The 15,906-nt window shown below is 45.3% G+C and carries 11 protein-coding genes and 1 tRNA gene; 8 read left to right on the forward strand and 4 right to left on the reverse strand.

Going from position 1 to position 15,906, the window contains the following annotated elements; translation table 11 throughout:
- Positions 1–14 precede the first annotated feature (14 nt).
- The gene (locus BLT41_RS10235; protein ID WP_092160816.1) at positions 15–1,244 is read left to right on the forward strand and encodes a M24 family metallopeptidase; all 1,230 of its coding nucleotides are present in this window, start codon (positions 15–17) and stop codon (positions 1,242–1,244) included.
- A 96-nt stretch (positions 1,245–1,340) separates the two neighbouring features.
- On the opposite strand, the gene BLT41_RS10240 is transcribed toward BLT41_RS10235, so the two are convergent.
- From BLT41_RS10240 to BLT41_RS10250, 3 genes are all read right to left on the reverse strand, one after another.
- On the reverse strand, positions 1,341–2,216 hold the full coding sequence (locus BLT41_RS10240; protein WP_092160817.1) for an AMIN domain-containing protein: 876 nt from the start codon (positions 2,214–2,216) through the stop codon (positions 1,341–1,343).
- Between the two features lie 99 nt (positions 2,217–2,315).
- Positions 2,316–3,506 carry an iron-containing alcohol dehydrogenase gene (locus BLT41_RS10245; RefSeq protein WP_092160818.1) on the reverse strand — a complete coding sequence of 397 codons (1,191 nt, stop codon included), beginning with the start codon at positions 3,504–3,506 and terminating at the stop codon, positions 2,316–2,318.
- Between the two features lie 133 nt (positions 3,507–3,639).
- Positions 3,640–5,586, reverse strand: coding sequence for a protein-disulfide reductase DsbD family protein (locus BLT41_RS10250; RefSeq protein ID WP_092160819.1), 1,947 nt, complete (start codon positions 5,584–5,586; stop codon positions 3,640–3,642).
- A gap of 79 nt (positions 5,587–5,665) precedes the next feature.
- Between BLT41_RS10250 and BLT41_RS10255 the strand changes: the two genes are divergently transcribed.
- Together BLT41_RS10255 and BLT41_RS10260 are read left to right on the forward strand one after the other, a co-directional pair.
- Positions 5,666–5,741 (forward strand) — tRNA-Lys (locus BLT41_RS10255).
- Between the two features lie 579 nt (positions 5,742–6,320).
- The gene (locus BLT41_RS10260) at positions 6,321–6,533 is read left to right on the forward strand and encodes a hypothetical protein (RefSeq protein WP_092160821.1); all 213 of its coding nucleotides are present in this window, start codon (positions 6,321–6,323) and stop codon (positions 6,531–6,533) included.
- 24 nt (positions 6,534–6,557) lie between these two features.
- Here the strand turns inward: BLT41_RS10260 and BLT41_RS10265 are convergent, their stop codons facing one another.
- Positions 6,558–7,973 carry a sigma-54-dependent transcriptional regulator gene (locus BLT41_RS10265; RefSeq protein WP_092160823.1) on the reverse strand — a complete coding sequence of 472 codons (1,416 nt, stop codon included), beginning with the start codon at positions 7,971–7,973 and terminating at the stop codon, positions 6,558–6,560.
- Positions 7,974–8,548: 575 nt separating this feature from the next.
- Between BLT41_RS10265 and BLT41_RS10270 the strand changes: the two genes are divergently transcribed.
- From BLT41_RS10270 to BLT41_RS10290, 5 genes are read left to right on the forward strand one after another with little or no spacing between them, the layout of a single operon-like run.
- Entirely contained in the window at positions 8,549–8,818 is a 270-nt protein-coding gene (locus tag BLT41_RS10270; protein ID WP_092160830.1) for a transposase, read from the forward strand.
- A gap of 22 nt (positions 8,819–8,840) precedes the next feature.
- Positions 8,841–10,832 (forward strand): CoB--CoM heterodisulfide reductase iron-sulfur subunit A family protein, encoded by a 1,992-nt coding sequence (locus BLT41_RS10275; protein ID WP_092160832.1) that lies wholly within the window; start codon positions 8,841–8,843, stop codon positions 10,830–10,832.
- Between the two features lie 10 nt (positions 10,833–10,842).
- Positions 10,843–11,268 carry a hydrogenase iron-sulfur subunit gene (locus BLT41_RS10280; protein ID WP_092160834.1) on the forward strand — a complete coding sequence of 142 codons (426 nt, stop codon included), beginning with the start codon at positions 10,843–10,845 and terminating at the stop codon, positions 11,266–11,268.
- 26 nt (positions 11,269–11,294) lie between these two features.
- A complete protein-coding gene (locus BLT41_RS10285) occupies positions 11,295–12,443 on the forward strand; it encodes a Coenzyme F420 hydrogenase/dehydrogenase, beta subunit C-terminal domain (protein WP_092160836.1) in 1,149 nt (382 codons plus the stop codon).
- A gap of 24 nt (positions 12,444–12,467) precedes the next feature.
- Positions 12,468–15,899, forward strand: coding sequence for an FAD-dependent oxidoreductase (locus BLT41_RS10290; protein WP_092160838.1), 3,432 nt, complete (start codon positions 12,468–12,470; stop codon positions 15,897–15,899).
- Positions 15,900–15,906 lie beyond the last annotated feature (7 nt).

Below are 15,906 nucleotides of genomic sequence, written 5' to 3' on the forward strand. Positions count from 1 at the left end.
GGAGATTTTAACACATGAGCAACATAGAACAAAATATAGCCGTTCCCAGAGAAGAACTTGAAATACGCTGGGCTAAGGCAAGAAGATTTTTAGCTGAAACAGCTCCCGAAGCAGGGGGATTGCTGGCTTTTTCACGATTGCAGGTTTTTTATTTATCAGGAACGTTTGTGAATGGAGCGTTGTGGCTGCCGGTTGAAGGGGAGCCTGTTCTTTTCGTTCGTAAGTCTGTTGAAAGGGCGCGTCTTGAAAGTTCAATAAAAAACATATGTCCATTCAAGTCTTTTAAAGATCTTGCTCCGCTGGCTAAAAATGTATGTCAGCCGTTATCGGATATTATCGGCGCTGAAACCGCCGGACTTACATGGCAACTGGGAGAAATGCTTGCCGCCCGTATGCCGGATACTAAATTTGTCCCTTGCGATAAAGCGCTGGCTCTTTCCCGTGCAGTAAAGTCGGAATGGGAACTTAAAAGAATGCGCAAGGCCGGAGAACTTCATAACCTCGCGCTTGTTGATATTCTGCCCGAGATATTAATGGCCGGAATGACTGAACGTGAGATTTCGCACTTTATCTGGAATATCTTTTTTGAACTGGGCCATCAAGGAAACATGCGGATGCAGGCATTCGGTGAAGAAATCTTTCTGGGTCATGTTTCTGCCGGTGATTCCGGTATATACCCGAGTTCGTTTAATGGTCCTTTGGGAATGCGCGGTGAACATCCGGCAGCTCCGTTTATGGGTAACGCATGTAAAAAATGGCAGAAAGAAAGTTTGCTTGCCGCGGATGTCGGGTTTGTTCTTGAAGGATATCATACCGATAAAACACAAGTTTACTGGTCCGGTGCAAAAGAATCTGTGCCTTGTAGTATTATGAATGCACAAGCTTTCTGTAAAGATATGCAGGATCTAGCGGCGGATAATTTAAAACCCGGTACACTTCCGAGCTATATCTACGCAATGCTGGTTAACGAAGCTGAAAAAAGTGGATATTCAGAAGGTTTTATGGGGCTTGGTGAAAGTAAAGTTCCGTTTATCGGTCATGGAATTGGGCTGACTGTGGATGGATTTCCGCCTATTGCCAAAGGTTTTGAGAATCCAATCGAAGAAGGAATGGTCTTCGCTCTTGAGCCTAAAATAGGCATTCCGGGAGTGGGCATGGTCGGCGTGGAAAATACTTTTGAAGTCACAAAAGACGGAGCAAAATCCATCACCGGTGATAATTTTGATATGATTTTTATCGGCTGATTTAAGTTTTTATATCTAAATAATAATCCCCTGAAACAGGCACTAAATGTCCGTTTCAGGGGATTTGTTTTGATCTATATCTATAAACTTTAATTGCTATTTCACGTCAATATTCAGACCAGTGTCAGTCTTCATAATTGTCGGAGCCGGAGTGTCACCTTTGAGGTCCATTACCATGCGTAATTTATTTTCATAAATTCCGATTCTGAATTTGGAAAAAATCGGATTTTCCGGTTTCAAAGTGGTCGGTCCGAAATATTCCCAGCTGCCGTGAATGTCGACAACCAGTCTGTCCGGGTTACGCAGGAAAAAGGAAGTGTAGGAGAGCGGAGATCCACCCATATCAAGGTTGATCCGCGTTTTCCCTCCGATATTTTTGAAGTATATCGAATTAAGTCTTCCGCCTTGTAAAGCTGTTTTGGCTGTAATTTTGGGTACAGTCGCATTCTGTTCTGTTGCATTGAAACTTACTTCGGAATTGTCAAAGCTCACTTGCATTGTATCGACAGTGCTGTTTGACGTACCATTATATACATCCAGAACCGTGGCGTTATCTAACGTTTCTGGTTTGTAGGCCAGAGTTGCGTTAAATTCGCCTGTCGCATTTGCCGTAGCTGCAATTCCGTTGTTTGTGAATTGATCTTCGGGCAAATTTTCAGTGCTTTGTTGTTCCAACTGAATATACTTTTCAGGCTGAGTGGCTTGTTCCTGCATCAACCAGTTTCCGGGATTAATCAGGCTGGGGCGGGTAAAAGCGACGAGAGCAAGTATTATCAGAATGTGAATAAGAGCCTGTTTGCTGGTAAAGTAGTTGTTATATTTTCTGAAACTTCGACTGCACGAACCACAGGTAAATGATTTTACTGGTGTCAGTAGTGAAATGAATGCGTCAGAAACTAATCCGCGTCTGAGATAGAGACGGTTACTGTTGCAAAAAGGGCACTGAATAATTTTTTTATTTTTGACGGGCATACTGCACTATATTTTCGGTTACGTTAAATTACTCAAAGCCTATGCGAAATAAACACCTTTTGCCAAGGGGATTCGATTATTTGTTCAGAATTTATCCAATTATCCGGCAATAGCTTCCGAGACAATACATTCAAGATCATCCTGATCCATTTCAGTCGGGGTGTAGTCGAAAAGTTTGCCCATTGTGGCCATGGCTATTTCAACAAGTTGCGGAACATCTTCTTCTTTTGCTCCATAATTTTTCAGCGATTCCTGAGCTAAGCCTGTGCGTTCGAGCAGAACACGTAATCCTTCCAGAAAAACTGACGCGCGCTGATTTTCATCAAAGCCTGAAGTGTCGTAGCCCATTGCCATCGCGAGATCTTCAAAACGGTCAGGGCTGCCGGGGATAAGGCGTTTAAAGTATGGAAGTGAAAGTTTAGCAAGTCCCAGACCGTGCGGCAGTTCGGGATACATTGCGCTTAAGGCATGTTCCAGAGAATGGTGAGATATGCAGCGTGAAAGTGTTTCGCACATTCCGGCCGCTGTGCTGGCCCATGCCATTACAGTGCGGGCTTCAATATTGTCGCTCTGTTCAATCGCCATAGGCAGATAGTTGGTGATGAGATGTACTGATTCAAGTGCCAGCATATCACTCATGGGCTGATGCTCGGTTGAAACAAAAGTTTCAACAGCGTGGAAAAACGCATCAATGCCAGTGTATGCAGTCGTGCGCGGAGGGACGGACAGCATCAATTCAGGGTCAATGATCGACATGTACGGGAATGTTGAATCTGAGCCGAGGCTGATTTTTTCAGTACCGCCGCTTTTGCTGATAACTGCCCACGGGTCAGCTTCTGTGCCTGTTCCTGCTGTGGTCGGGATGGCAATCAGGGGCGCAGAAGGATTTTCAGCAACAATGCCTCCGCCTGAACCGGCCTGAATGAAATCCCAGCATTTACCGACATTTGTGGTCAGCAGGGCAATTGCTTTAGCTGCGTCGATAGTGGAACCTCCACCAAGTGCGACGATAAAATCTATATTTTTTTCACGGGCAAGTTTCGCCGCTTCATCAATTTGATCAGATTTCGGATTGGGAGATATATTATCAAAAACCATTGTAGAAACATTTTGTTTGCCGAGGGCAGCTTGAACTTTATCAAGATAGCCGTTGGTGATCATCGCCCCGGATTCACCTATAATTATAAGGGCTTTATCTCCTTTAGGAAGATTTGGAGTAGTGCCAAGCTCAGCAAGTTTGCCGGGGCCGAAAATGAGTCGTGTCGGGATGAAGAATTGAAAGTTTAGCATGTTGATCCTTAATTATTTATCATTATGAAATAATAAGCGTGTTAGTTCAGCCAAGGTATTTAACTGACACGGACCCTCTCGTAAAGGGGCAGAGTGCAATAATAAAACAGTCCGTGAATGGATGCCTTATTGCTTAGTCGCCGATGAGTGTCTGGCTTAGCGCTTCTTCCATTTGTCCGGTGGTATAAAGATCACGGATGACCGTTGGCGAAGTGCTGTTGTCCCCTTTTCGGAAAATAGCCGCAAGCGGGATTGATCTGCTGCCCATAGCACGTAAAAAGTCGTCCGCTGTTTTATCCGGCGCGGTCAGATCAACTTTGATATAACGCAGATTATATTTTTCCTGCCAACGATTAAGGTTGCCGGAGGTAAGCACTGTCTGTTCAAGGATTTTACAAGATGGACACCAGTCCGCAGTGAACTCTACAAACATGGATTCTTTTCCGATTCGTGACGCGAAATCATCCTGTTTAAAGCTTATCCAGTGAGCAGTCGGCACGGATGGAGTTTCGGCCCAGAATCCGGCGGCAATACATATGGTAAGAGCTGCGGCCCTTAAAGCTATCATACTCGTTTTAGTGTCACAGCCGGATGACAGTCCCCACATCCAAGCGGCAACTCCTGTGAACCACAAGAAAATCAGCGTCGGTATAAGCATGTCTTCCGGTAGAATGCTGATTAGATATATGCAGGTTGCAGCGAGGAAGAAACCTGCCGCACGCTCTACCCAGACTGTCCATGCACCCGGTTTCGGGAATTTTTTTACAAGGCCGGGAAACATCGCCATTGCAATATATGGAAGAGCCATCCCGGCTCCAACACTCATAAAAACACTGCCGATTACATAATGCGGTTGAATCATGGCCCAGCCCAGAACTCCGCCTAGAAACGGTCCACTGCACGGGGTTGCCAGAAGAGTTGCAAGTATACCCGTAAATAAAGCTTGTCTGCGTGGTCCTGAATTTTCCGTGTTTATTTTAAGATCTACGATCGGGAGATTGTATAGTCCGAACAGGCTCAAACTGAGGGCGAATACGATTCCGGTCAGTACTATGACAACAGACGGTTTTTGAAAAATCTGTCCCCATGCCAGTCCTGTGAATCCTAAAATACCACTGAGCGCACCGAAGTAGAGCATTATCCCGAGAGCAAAATATAGATTGTGTTCTCTAAAACTTTTTTTGCGCTCCCTTTCCTCAACATGCTGTGAACCCGCCAGCAGAGCTGAAAGTTTCAAGCTGATCACTGGAAGGACGCAAGGCATAAAATTCAGCAGAAATCCGGCAAGAATACCGAAAAGAATAGCTGTAGTCAGGTTCGCAACTTCTAGGCCGGGGGTAAAAGATTGCGGTTTCAAAGAGTCAAACGAAAAAGTTTCTTTTGCATCCGTTTGTACAGGAGCGGATTTCAGCTTCGTAGTTTCTGAAACTTTGTCCGCAACGGGGGCTGGTTTTAGTATTGTTTCTGGTTCGGCAGATATATTTTTAAGAGAAATTTTACCTTTGTTTGCGATCTGAGTCGCTTTTAAAAAAAGAGGCCACCATGGCTCTCCGTTGGCAGATGGAAGCTTTTCTGGAACAACTCCTATGCCGAAGAAATTTAAATCCGTTTTAAATGGCAGGCATGCTGTCTTTGAACACATAAGCAAAGAAAGCCGTGCTTGCAGGGTGAAAGATTTTGATTCTGACGGAACAGGCACAAGTATTGGGGTGGGGGAGGGGTAAATTTCTATTTTGCTCCCTTTATTGAAAGGATCGTCTTTAAGTTTACCGGCAAGGTAAATAGGCGAAAGCTCTGCTTTACGCGGAAGAAGGGTCACTTTTAGTTTCGTCGGCTGCCCCATTTTTCCGGGATTATGCGAATATGTGTACCAGCCGTTCTTGGTTTTAAGAATAAGGGCGGCTAAAATTTCAGTCTGCAGTCCCGTTTTGGCTTGGTCTTCAGTACTCAGTTTGTAGAGTTTCCACTTGGTGCTCAGATTGGGATTTTGATTTTGAGCACTGTAAGCCTTACTAGGGCAGGTAGCGCCTGTCAGAAATAAAATGCTGATAAATATCACGAAATAGGTCTTAAAACTCATTAATTAGCCTTTTTTAGAAAAAAACATAAAAATATTATTGACAACTTGCGCTATCCACTCTAAATCACTTTTCACACGCGGGTCACTAGCTCAATTGGTAGAGCACCGGACTCTTAATCCGTTGGTTGAAGGTTCAAGTCCTTCGTGGCCTACCACTCGCAAGTACAGGGGTTTAGATGAAAATCTAAGCCCCTTTTCTTTTTGCCCTTCACTTTTGTACAATTCCTGTACAACTTTTTCAGATAACGCAGAGTGACAAAGATCGATTGTTGGCTTGTTCATAAATAAATTATGTCCAATTGCTTGCAAGTTGTCTAATTGTTTTAGGGGTGGTGGGTGTTTTTGCATTGGCAGAGCTGGTCGTTTTTTTGATACCTATTCGTAATCAGTAAGTCGTCAGTTCAACTATGATCGTTGTCTTCAGTAAAATAAGAGGTTTACATCTTTTTAGGTGTAAGCCTCTTTTTTTATGATTTGGTGGCGGTTTTGATGTGGTATGGCGCTTGTATTGTAATTGAATTTCTTAATAGCCATCTTAAACTGTTTTTCCTATCATTTAAATTGTCTGTTCCGTTTAGATATGGATGAAATAATTAATTTATATTTCTCGGATCTACCAGTAGCAATGGGGAGAAGTTTTCATTTATAGACAGAGAATAAAAGTCTTTTTAACTAGATGTACCAGTTCTTACGATCTCCTAGACGACCTGAATGAAGATAAAAGAATTTCAAGATTGTCTCTCCTTACTCTGGGCAAAACAGGTGAGAATAGCATTGATGAGGTTGCCAAAGCCGCTTTGAAAACAGGCTTAGGCTCGCAGGAGATTCAGAAAATGATTCAGAGCGGTGTGCAACCCGTATATTGCACGTATGGACCTTCGCTATTGCTTGTGGTCGTAGACAATGAAAAGGGAACGCTCGTATTGCTTATGCGGGTGTTTTTTTAGTGATATCGGCAAGGATAATATCCTTTAACGGCTGGATATTCTGGTGATACCGTGCTGTTTTATAAGGGCATAGAGCCTTGCGCGTGAGAGCCCTGAGATATGACATGATTGCTTGATATTTCCTTGTGTTATTTCAATCAGATCTTTTAGATACCGTTTTTCAATTCCTGCTGTTTGCTCGTTCCGATATGTTTTGAGGTCTGGATAATTTGCTGCATCTGCGATTTTGTTTTCTTTCTTGACTGCTTTTGGAGCGTTTTTTTCAAGTTCCCGTTTGGCAATATGTGCTCGGATGGTTCTCGGTAAATGCCGAGGGTATAGGATTGTTTCCGTTTCTGCTCTGGAAATGGCTTGTTCTATGGTGTTTATTAGCTCCCTGATGTTACCCGGCCATTCATAAAGCATGAGTGCATTAAGAAAATCTGGCGAAAATCCTTTACTATCTATTTTCAGTTGCTGGCAATGGCGGCGGATGAAATGACAGGTGAGATCATTGATGTCTTCGGATATGGTTTGGAGTGGAGGTAGTTGGATGTGAATTCCGCGAAGGCGATAGAAAAGATCTTGTCTGAATTCTTTGGACGACACCATACCTTCCAGATCTCTATTTGTTGCCGCCAGCAACCTGAAATTACTTGTTATCTCCTTTACTCCGCCTACAGGCCTAAAGCATCGGCCCTCCAGAACTCTCAGAAATACTTTTTGCATGGCGAGTGGCAGTTCACCGATTTCATCTAAAAATAGAGTTCCTCCGTCAGCTTGTTTGATGAGCCCGACTGATGAACTGTCCGCACTGGTATACGCTCCGCGTTCATGGCCGAACAGCAGGTTTTCGGCAAGAGTATCCGGCAGTGCCGCACAATCCACAACTACGAAAGGATTCTTTTCCCGTGCGCTGTTTTTGTGAATTGCTTTTGCGAAGAGTTCCTTACCGGTTCCGGTATTGCCAGTGATAAGCACATTGGTATCAGAGGTTGAGGCTTGAGCAACTTTATCAAGGCAAGATTGGAGCGTACGGCTGTTTCCTATTATGCCTTCCCTCCGTAGTGAAACAGGAGAGCATTTTGCCTGTCGTTCCGTATGGTATTCTTTTACACGGTTTATAATTGCGATAATGCGATGTATGCTCGGGGGTTTGGTAATGTAGTCCCATGCTCCGTTTTGTACGGCTTGTTCCGCTGTATTTGGGTCACCATTTTGAGATAAGACAATCACTTCCGGGTATGGCTGAATCTTACGTATGGCTGTGATATAATCTAAAACTTTTCCTTCCGGCAGATCTTCATCTAGTATTACTGCTTTGTAATTGCCTGTGTGCAGCAACCCTATGGCCTTGGCTATTGAGTTACAATATGTGGTGTCTATCTCATGTCGTGATAAATCCTTTGCCATATGTGCGGCAAAATCTTTGTCGGTATCAATAATGAGAATGTCAGCCATACAATCCTCCTAATAAGAATTATCATACAAACTGTAGCATAATTCGGCATGATTTTGTCAATTGCGTATTTATATTTAATTTATGGATTAATTTTTAATTGTAACTCTTTGAATCTAATGTTGTTTCGTCAAGCAAGACAAATATTAGTGATTAAGTCTCAGGCTGTTAAAATAGTATTTGTAGAACTATTTTGTTTAAATAATTACATTTTAATATGAAAATGCAGCCTTTGTTTTGTTTTTTGTCTTACAACACAAGACTTGTCTTGTGTTGTAAGACGTTTTTACCTCAGTTTTCTTCCTTTTTTAGCTCCTTCCTGTCTCATTTAATCAACTAATCGTAAGATATTTATACAAGTATTTAATACGGTATGTATCTTGTTAAGGAGAGTAAGTGACACGTCTGACGTGTGCTCCGAAATCTTAGAGAGATAATTATTTAAAAAATGACAATATGTTGCGTAGGTGAGGCTCTACGAATGGAACAGCCATTGTGAATGGCGGCAGTCTCAAACTCTCCATTGGATCGCCCTGAAAATGAAGACAGAGGAAGACTGACAAGGAGGTTTTCGCAGATGAGGCGTAAATGGGATCCCAGGGTAAAAGCGAAGATTGTGTTGGAAGGGCTTACTGGAAGATGTGTTAATGAACTTTGTCGTTCTCACGAGCTTCGTCCCGGGCAGTATTACAAATGGCGAGAGCATTTTTTGAAGAATTGTCATCTTCTTTTTGAAAGAGAGAAAAGGGCTCCGGATAAAGCGGAACTCGCGATCGAAAATGAAAAGCTTAAGCGTCTAGTGGGTGAGCTGACATTGGAATTGAATAACGGCAGAAGCATTCGTTGACCTTCTGAAAGAGGGACTAATCATGGCCAAAAAGATCGGTGTGTACGTATGTCATTGCGGGTCTAATATACAGGGAAGAGTCGATTGCAAAAGCGTTGCCGGCTATGCAGAGGGGCTTAAGGATGTCGTTGTTTCCAGAGATTATCAGTTCATGTGTTCGGACCCCGGTCAGGATCTGATTATTAATGACATCCGGGAATATGGACTGAGCCGTGTAGTGGTTGCTTCATGTTCGCCTAGGTTGCATGAAAAAACATTTCAAAAGGCATGTGCCAGAGCGGGACTTAATCCCTATCTTATGCAACACGCCTGCATCCGTGAACATTGTTCGTGGATTACAGCGAATCCTGCCGAAGCCACAGCTAAAGCTATGCACATAGTAGAGGCTGCGGTGGAACGGGTAAGCGGACACCAAGAACTTTTTTCCAGAGAAGTAGATGTGCTGCCCGATGTAATGGTCGTTGGTGGCGGGATTGCGGGAATACAAGCCTCTCTTGATATCGCTAAGTCCGGACACAAGGTTCATCTTGTGGAAAAGAGTCCTTCCATAGGCGGACATATGGCTCAGTTTGATAAAACTTTTCCTACTCTGGATTGCGCAGCCTGCATCTCGACACCTAAGATGGTGGCCGTTTCTCAGGAAGCCAATATTAACCTTATGACATGGAGTGAGGTTGAGGATGTTTCCGGTTTTGTGGGTAATTACACGGTTACGGTCAAACGCAAGGCCCGGTTTATCAATGAGGATATTTGTACTGGTTGCGGAGCCTGTCTTGAGAAGTGTCCCACCACTGCGCTCAGTGAATTCAACGAGGGGCTTAGTAAGCGGAAGGCTATTTTCAGAAATTCTCCGCAGGCAGTGCCAAGCACTCCGGTCATTGACGGAAATATCTGCAAGATGATCACCAAGAACAAATGCGGTCTTTGCCAGACGATTTGTCCCACCGGAGCAATTGATTACAACATGAAGGACAGCCGTGAGGTTTTCCATGTAGGTAGCATTGTTCTGGCTACCGGCTATGGAACCATGGACCCTACTCCTATTTCTGAATACGGGTTCGGAAAATATGATGAGGTTTATACGGCTCTTCAGTTTGAACGGTTGAATAATGCCGTAGGCCCTACTGGCGGACAGATTATTATGAAGAATGGTCAGTCGCCGGAGAGTGTTGCGATTATCCATTGCGTGGGAAGCCGGGATCAAAACTATCATGAATATTGTTCACGAACCTGCTGCATGTATGCCCTCAAGTACGATCATCTTATTAAAGATAAAGTGGGGCATGATACAAAAGTCTATAATTTTTACATTGATATGCGCTGTTTCGGAAAAGGTTATGAAGAGTTTTTTAAACGGGTTCAGGAGGAAGGGGTTACCTTCATTCGCGGTCGGCCCGCAGAGATAGTTCAGGAAAACGGCAAGTTGGTAGTAGTCGGTGAAGATACACTGCTCAGCATGAATGTCAGGGTGCCCGTGGACATGGTCATACTCTGTACCGCAATGCAGGCGCAGGATGATATGCCTGAGGTTGCTCGTATTTTCGGAGTGGCTCAGGGGCAGGATGGTTTCTTCTTGGAAGAGCATCCAAAACTCGGACCTGTTTCTACGGCTACGGATGGTGTTTTTCTGGCTGGAGCCTGTCAGGGGCCTAAGGATATTCCTGACGCAGTGGCTCATGCTTCGGGCGGAGCCGCTCAGGCGCTGGCTCTGGCTGCTAGGGGTAAGGTTTCCATTTCTCCTACTACGTCGTGGATTAATCCTGATATTTGTGTCGGATGTAAGGTTTGCACTAAATTGTGTCCTTATTCAGCTATTGAGTTCGATGAACGTAGACAGGTTGCGGTTATCAATGAGGCCATGTGCAAGGGATGCGGTAGTTGTGCCGGGTATTGCCCAAGCGGCGCGGCCCAAATTAAGCATTTCAATGAAAATCAGATATTCAACGAGATAGATGGTTTGCTTGGTATGATTCCCGATATTTTAATTGAAACCCAAGTGGAAGATCAGGCCTGAGGAGGCAGTCATGAGTAATGAATTTGAACCTACTTTACTGGCATTTGTCTGCAATTGGTGCACTTACACGGCCGCTGATCTGGCGGGAACTTCAAGGATGGTGCAGCAGCCTAACCTGCGATTGGTGCGGATGATGTGTACTGGTATGGTGGACCCCAAGTATGTCATTAAAGCCCTTTTATCCGGGGCAGATGGAGTGCTTATCAGTGGATGCCATCCCGGAGATTGCCATTATATCAACGGCAATTACAAGGCGAGGCGCAGAATTAAGCTTTTAAATGAGATATTGCCGCAATTCGGCATTGAGAAGGAGCGGGTTAAGTTGACATGGATCGGTGCTAGCGAAGGGAATGAATTCGCAGCAACGGTGAACAGTTTTATTAATGAAATAAGAGAGCTTGGCCCTATGGAAGCACGTTCCATGGCTGTGATGTAACGCTACGGACCGGGAGGATATACAACATGGCTACCACAGTGAAAATTCAGGTCGAAGAAAACAATCCTGTTCTAGCGTTACAAGGTTTCCTGAAAGGGCTTTTGAACGATGAATCCCTGAGTGGAATTATGGTGCCGGTTCATTTGTTCAGTAAGGGAATTCCTATGCCTACTTTGGTAACTAATCCGGATCAATTGTCTGGTGCTGACCCTTTAGCTCCGGCATTCCCTATGAACAGTGCCAAACTCCTGTCACGTTTGACTCGTGGGCAATCTACAGAGCGGATTGCCGCGGTCATGCGTCCCTGTGAAATTAGGGCTTTTGTCGAGTTGGTCAAGTTGAATCAGGGGAGCTTCGATAAAGTTATTATCGTGGGCGTGGATTGTATGGGGGCCTATGACAATATGAGCTACAAAAAATTTCTGGGTGATTCAGATCCCGTAGAGGCAACGCTTAGTTTTCATGGGCAGATCGGCGATGGCAATAATTCATCTATAAACGGGGTCGACATAGCGTCTGCTTGTCAGTCCTGTGAGCATCCTGATGCGAGAAAAGCAGATATCGTCGTCGGAATTGCCGGAGCAAAGCTGCATGAATATATTCCAGCTATGGCTTCAAGTGCACGCGGTGAAGCTTTGCTTAGTGCTCTGGGATTGCCGGATATGGAGTCAACAAATGGCAGGGAAAAAGCTCTCGAATCGCTGATTGAGACTAGAATTGTGACTAGAGACGCGATGCTGGAGCGGACCAGCGCAGCGACGGGAAACTTGAAAGATTTGTCCGAGTACCTATCATCTTGTGTTAATTGTTATAATTGTCGTGTGGCCTGTCCAGTCTGTTACTGTAAGACGTGTGTCTTTAATACCGATGTTTTCGAACACAAGCCTTGGCAGTATATGGAATGGGCTAAACACAAGGGTAGTTTGAAGATGCCTACGGATACGGTTTTTTACCATCTGACACGTATGGCTCATATGAGCACGGCTTGCATAGGTTGCGGACAATGTTCCAATGCCTGTCCGAACGATATTCCGGTGATGGAATTGTTCAGAACCGTGGCAGCGCGTACTCAGGAAAGTTTTAATTACGAGCCGGGTAGAAGTCTCGATGAACCACCACCTCTGTCAGTGTTCAAGGAAGACGAGTTTCAGGAAACGGTATCGCACATAGCCTGATTATTTTAGTTTTTGGAGGACGCAATGAGAAAGCAATATGGAGCGCTGGTTGTCGGAGCTGGCATAGGTGGTATCCGGGCCGCTTTGGATCTGGCTGTTACCGGTCATAAGGTTGCTCTAATTGATAAGCGGCCTAATCATGGCGGGATTTTGAGTCAACTGGATTACCAGTTTCCTTCTGATCATTGCGGCATGTGTAAAATGTTGCCGCTTATGGCGCGAGATTCGTCCAGTCAGTATTGTCTGCGCAAGGGGCTTTTTCATGACAATATTGATATTATGCTTTCTACCGAGTTGACCGAGATTGATGGTGAGCCCGGTAAGTTTTTAGTTTCTCTCTGTCGAAAATCGACTCTGATTGACCCTACCAAATGTGTGAGTTGCGGTAAGTGTTCCGAAGTCTGTCCCGTGAAAGTTCCCAGTGAATTCGACGCGGGATTGTCAGAGCGGTCGGCCGTGTATCTGCCGGTTCCTCATGCAATTCCCAACCATTATGTTCTTGATCTCGATAACTGCCTGCGTTGCTGGAAGTGTTATGAAGCATGTCCTACCGGAGCCATAGATTTCAAATTTGATGAGCGAAAGGATTTTCATATCCTTATTGTAGATAGTGATGCTGAAGTGGCTAATTTCATGAAGGAAAAGTTGAAAGAACAGAATTTTACACTTCATTTCTCAGAAACTGGCAGTGAAGCTGTGGAGATGCTCACATCAGATAATAGAATACGTCTGGTCCTTTTAGGAACGAATCTTGAGGATATGGATGTTGGTCGCATTTTGACTCGTAGTCTGGAACTGAGAGCTGATGTGCCGGTTGTTGTTATGGCAACAGCGGGGCAGGAGGAGCAAGGTGCAGATCTCGTTATGCAGGGAGCCCGTGAATATTTGATTAAGTCTTTGGCGTCCAAAACATTCGTGCCTTGGCTGGATAAGCTTTACATGCGCATTATGTCCGACTCTACAGAGAAACTGGAAGTTGGTGCTGTTATTTTGGCCGGAGGATTTGAGTGTTACAATCCCAAGATGGATCCGGAGGGGGGGGAAGATGTCTGGAGCTATGACCATCCCGGCGTGCTTACAGCAGTTGAATTTGAACGTCTTATGAGCGGAACCGGACCGACAGGAGGGCAATTATTAAGACCCGGAGATAATAAGCCTGTCAAAAATATTGCATGGATTCAATGTGTCGGTTCGCGTGATGTGCAGAAGGGGGCGGATTATTGCTCAGGGATCTGCTGTATGTTTTCTATTAAAGAGTCTGTGCTTGCTAAGAAGGCCACAAACGGAGCTGTAGACGCCACTATTTTTTATATGGATATGCGAACATCGGGAAAGGATTACCAGCAATATCGTGAACGTGCAGAGAATGAAAAAGGTGTTCGTTTTGTGCGAAGCAGACCTCATTCAATTATGCCTACGGACGATGATCAGGCTTTGAAAATTGAGTACATGGCAGAGCAGGGACATATGGTGACAGAGGTTTACGATATGGTGGTCTTAGCTGTCGGAGCTCGCCCTCCGAGCGGTATGAAGCAGTTTGCTCTGACTCTCGGTTTGGATGTTAATCAGTGGGGATTTGCTGAGACGAAGCCTTATGCTCCTGAACGTACCAGTCGTGTAGGCGTGTTTGCAGCCGGAGCTTTCGGTGAACCTAAGGATATCTCTGAATCTGTAATTCAGGCGGGAGCCGCAGCTCAGGCTGCATCCAGAATTATAAAAGTTTATAATGTGCTTGCGGGTATAGAAAGCGAACCTGAGCCTGAGTATCCAGATGTCTCCAGAGACCCGGCACGGACATTTGTAGCCGTATGCGCTTCCTGTCCTACTTTGGGGCAGTCCATTGATATGGAAGCGTTAAGCGATCGTCTTGCGAAGGTTCATTCCGTTCATAAGGTTGTCCCGATCAGTCGGGCCTGTACTGCGGAAGGCTGGGCAGAAATAGGGAAGGGTATTGATGAATTCAAACCCAATCGAGTACTTATAGGTGCCTGTATGCCTTACGCCTATATCCCTCGGCTCAAAGAGCTGGGAAAGACTATCGGACTGAATCCGGCTCTTATGGATGTGGTTGATATCTACACTCCCACTTTCAGACCGCAAATAGAAGGCAAGTCCGAAAAGGAAATTTACGTTTCGCTTTCCATGGCTGTGGCCGGATTGCAAGGAGTTGATCCCGTATCTGCGCCTGTAATGGTCGATATTACTCGATCTGCTTTGGTCGTGGGTGGAGGACTGGCCGGAATGACCGCAGCTATGTCTATAGCCGACTATGGATATGGAGTCTGTCTGGTGGAATCCGAGGAGGAACTTGGGGGCCTGGCTATGCGTCTGCATACTCAGCTTGACGGCTCAGATCCTCGTAAATTTATGGAGGAACTCATAGGGCAGGTGCAACGACACCCTAATATTAAAGTTCTCACGGATTCCAGAGTCGTCCTTTCAAGAGGAAGCGCAGGGCACTTCCGGTCCGCTATAGCCAGTCCTCAAGGAGTTTTTCCTCTTGAGCACGGTGTGTCCATTCTCGCTACGGGCGGGCATGAGGCAAAGGTCTATGAGAGCGGACTTTGTGTGCACAAGTCGGTGATGACCCACCTGACCTTTGAGGAACGGCTTGCTACCGGTGTTATTGATGCCGGTGCGTTGTCCGGGGTTGCTATGATTCAGTGTTGGAGATCGCAGGGTGAAGACCGCAAATATTGCAGCCGGGTTTGTTGTCCGGAAATGCTTAAGAACGTGCTGACTCTCAAGGAACGTAACCCTAATTTGCCTATTTACGTTTTCTATCGGGATATTATGGCTCAGGGATTTTTGGAAACTTATTACACTCGCGCCCGCAAAGCCGGGGCTATTTTCATTCGTTACGAGCCTGACAATAAGCCAACAGTTGCGTTTGAGGATGGCAAGCCAGTGATTACTTTCTTCGATCATATTCTTCGCAGCAAGGTCCAGATTCATACTGATCTTCTTTCATTGTCCAGTGGGTTGGAACCTAATGATGTTGAAGATCTTCTGGAAGTTTTCGATGTGGGGGTAAATGAAAACGGATTTTATAAAGAAGCCGACTTCAAGTGGCGGCCCGTGGATTTCCTTAAGCAGGGTATTTATATGTGCGGGATTGCCCATTCGCCTCGGCGTATGGGGGGAACGGTGGCTTCGGCAAAGGCTGCAGCGCAAAGGGCATTACGTATTCTAAATGCTGAGAAGATACCCAAGGAAACAGTGGTGGCCTTTGTCCGTCATTCCTTGTGTTCCCTTTGTCAGGCATGCGTGGCCGCTTGTCCTTATGGCGCCCGTGTTGTGGATATGGAGGCTGGGAAAATTTTAGTGGACGATATGCTTTGTCAGGGGTGCGGGGCGTGTGCGGCTGTCTGCCCTAATAGTGCGACCGTACTAAAAGGATTCCACGACGGGCCGATGATGTCCGTCATTGATGCGGCTTTGGAAGAACCGGCATAGAGCCGGA

It is taken from the genome of Maridesulfovibrio ferrireducens, assembly GCF_900101105.1.
Lineage (GTDB): Bacteria > Desulfobacterota > Desulfovibrionia > Desulfovibrionales > Desulfovibrionaceae > Maridesulfovibrio > Maridesulfovibrio ferrireducens.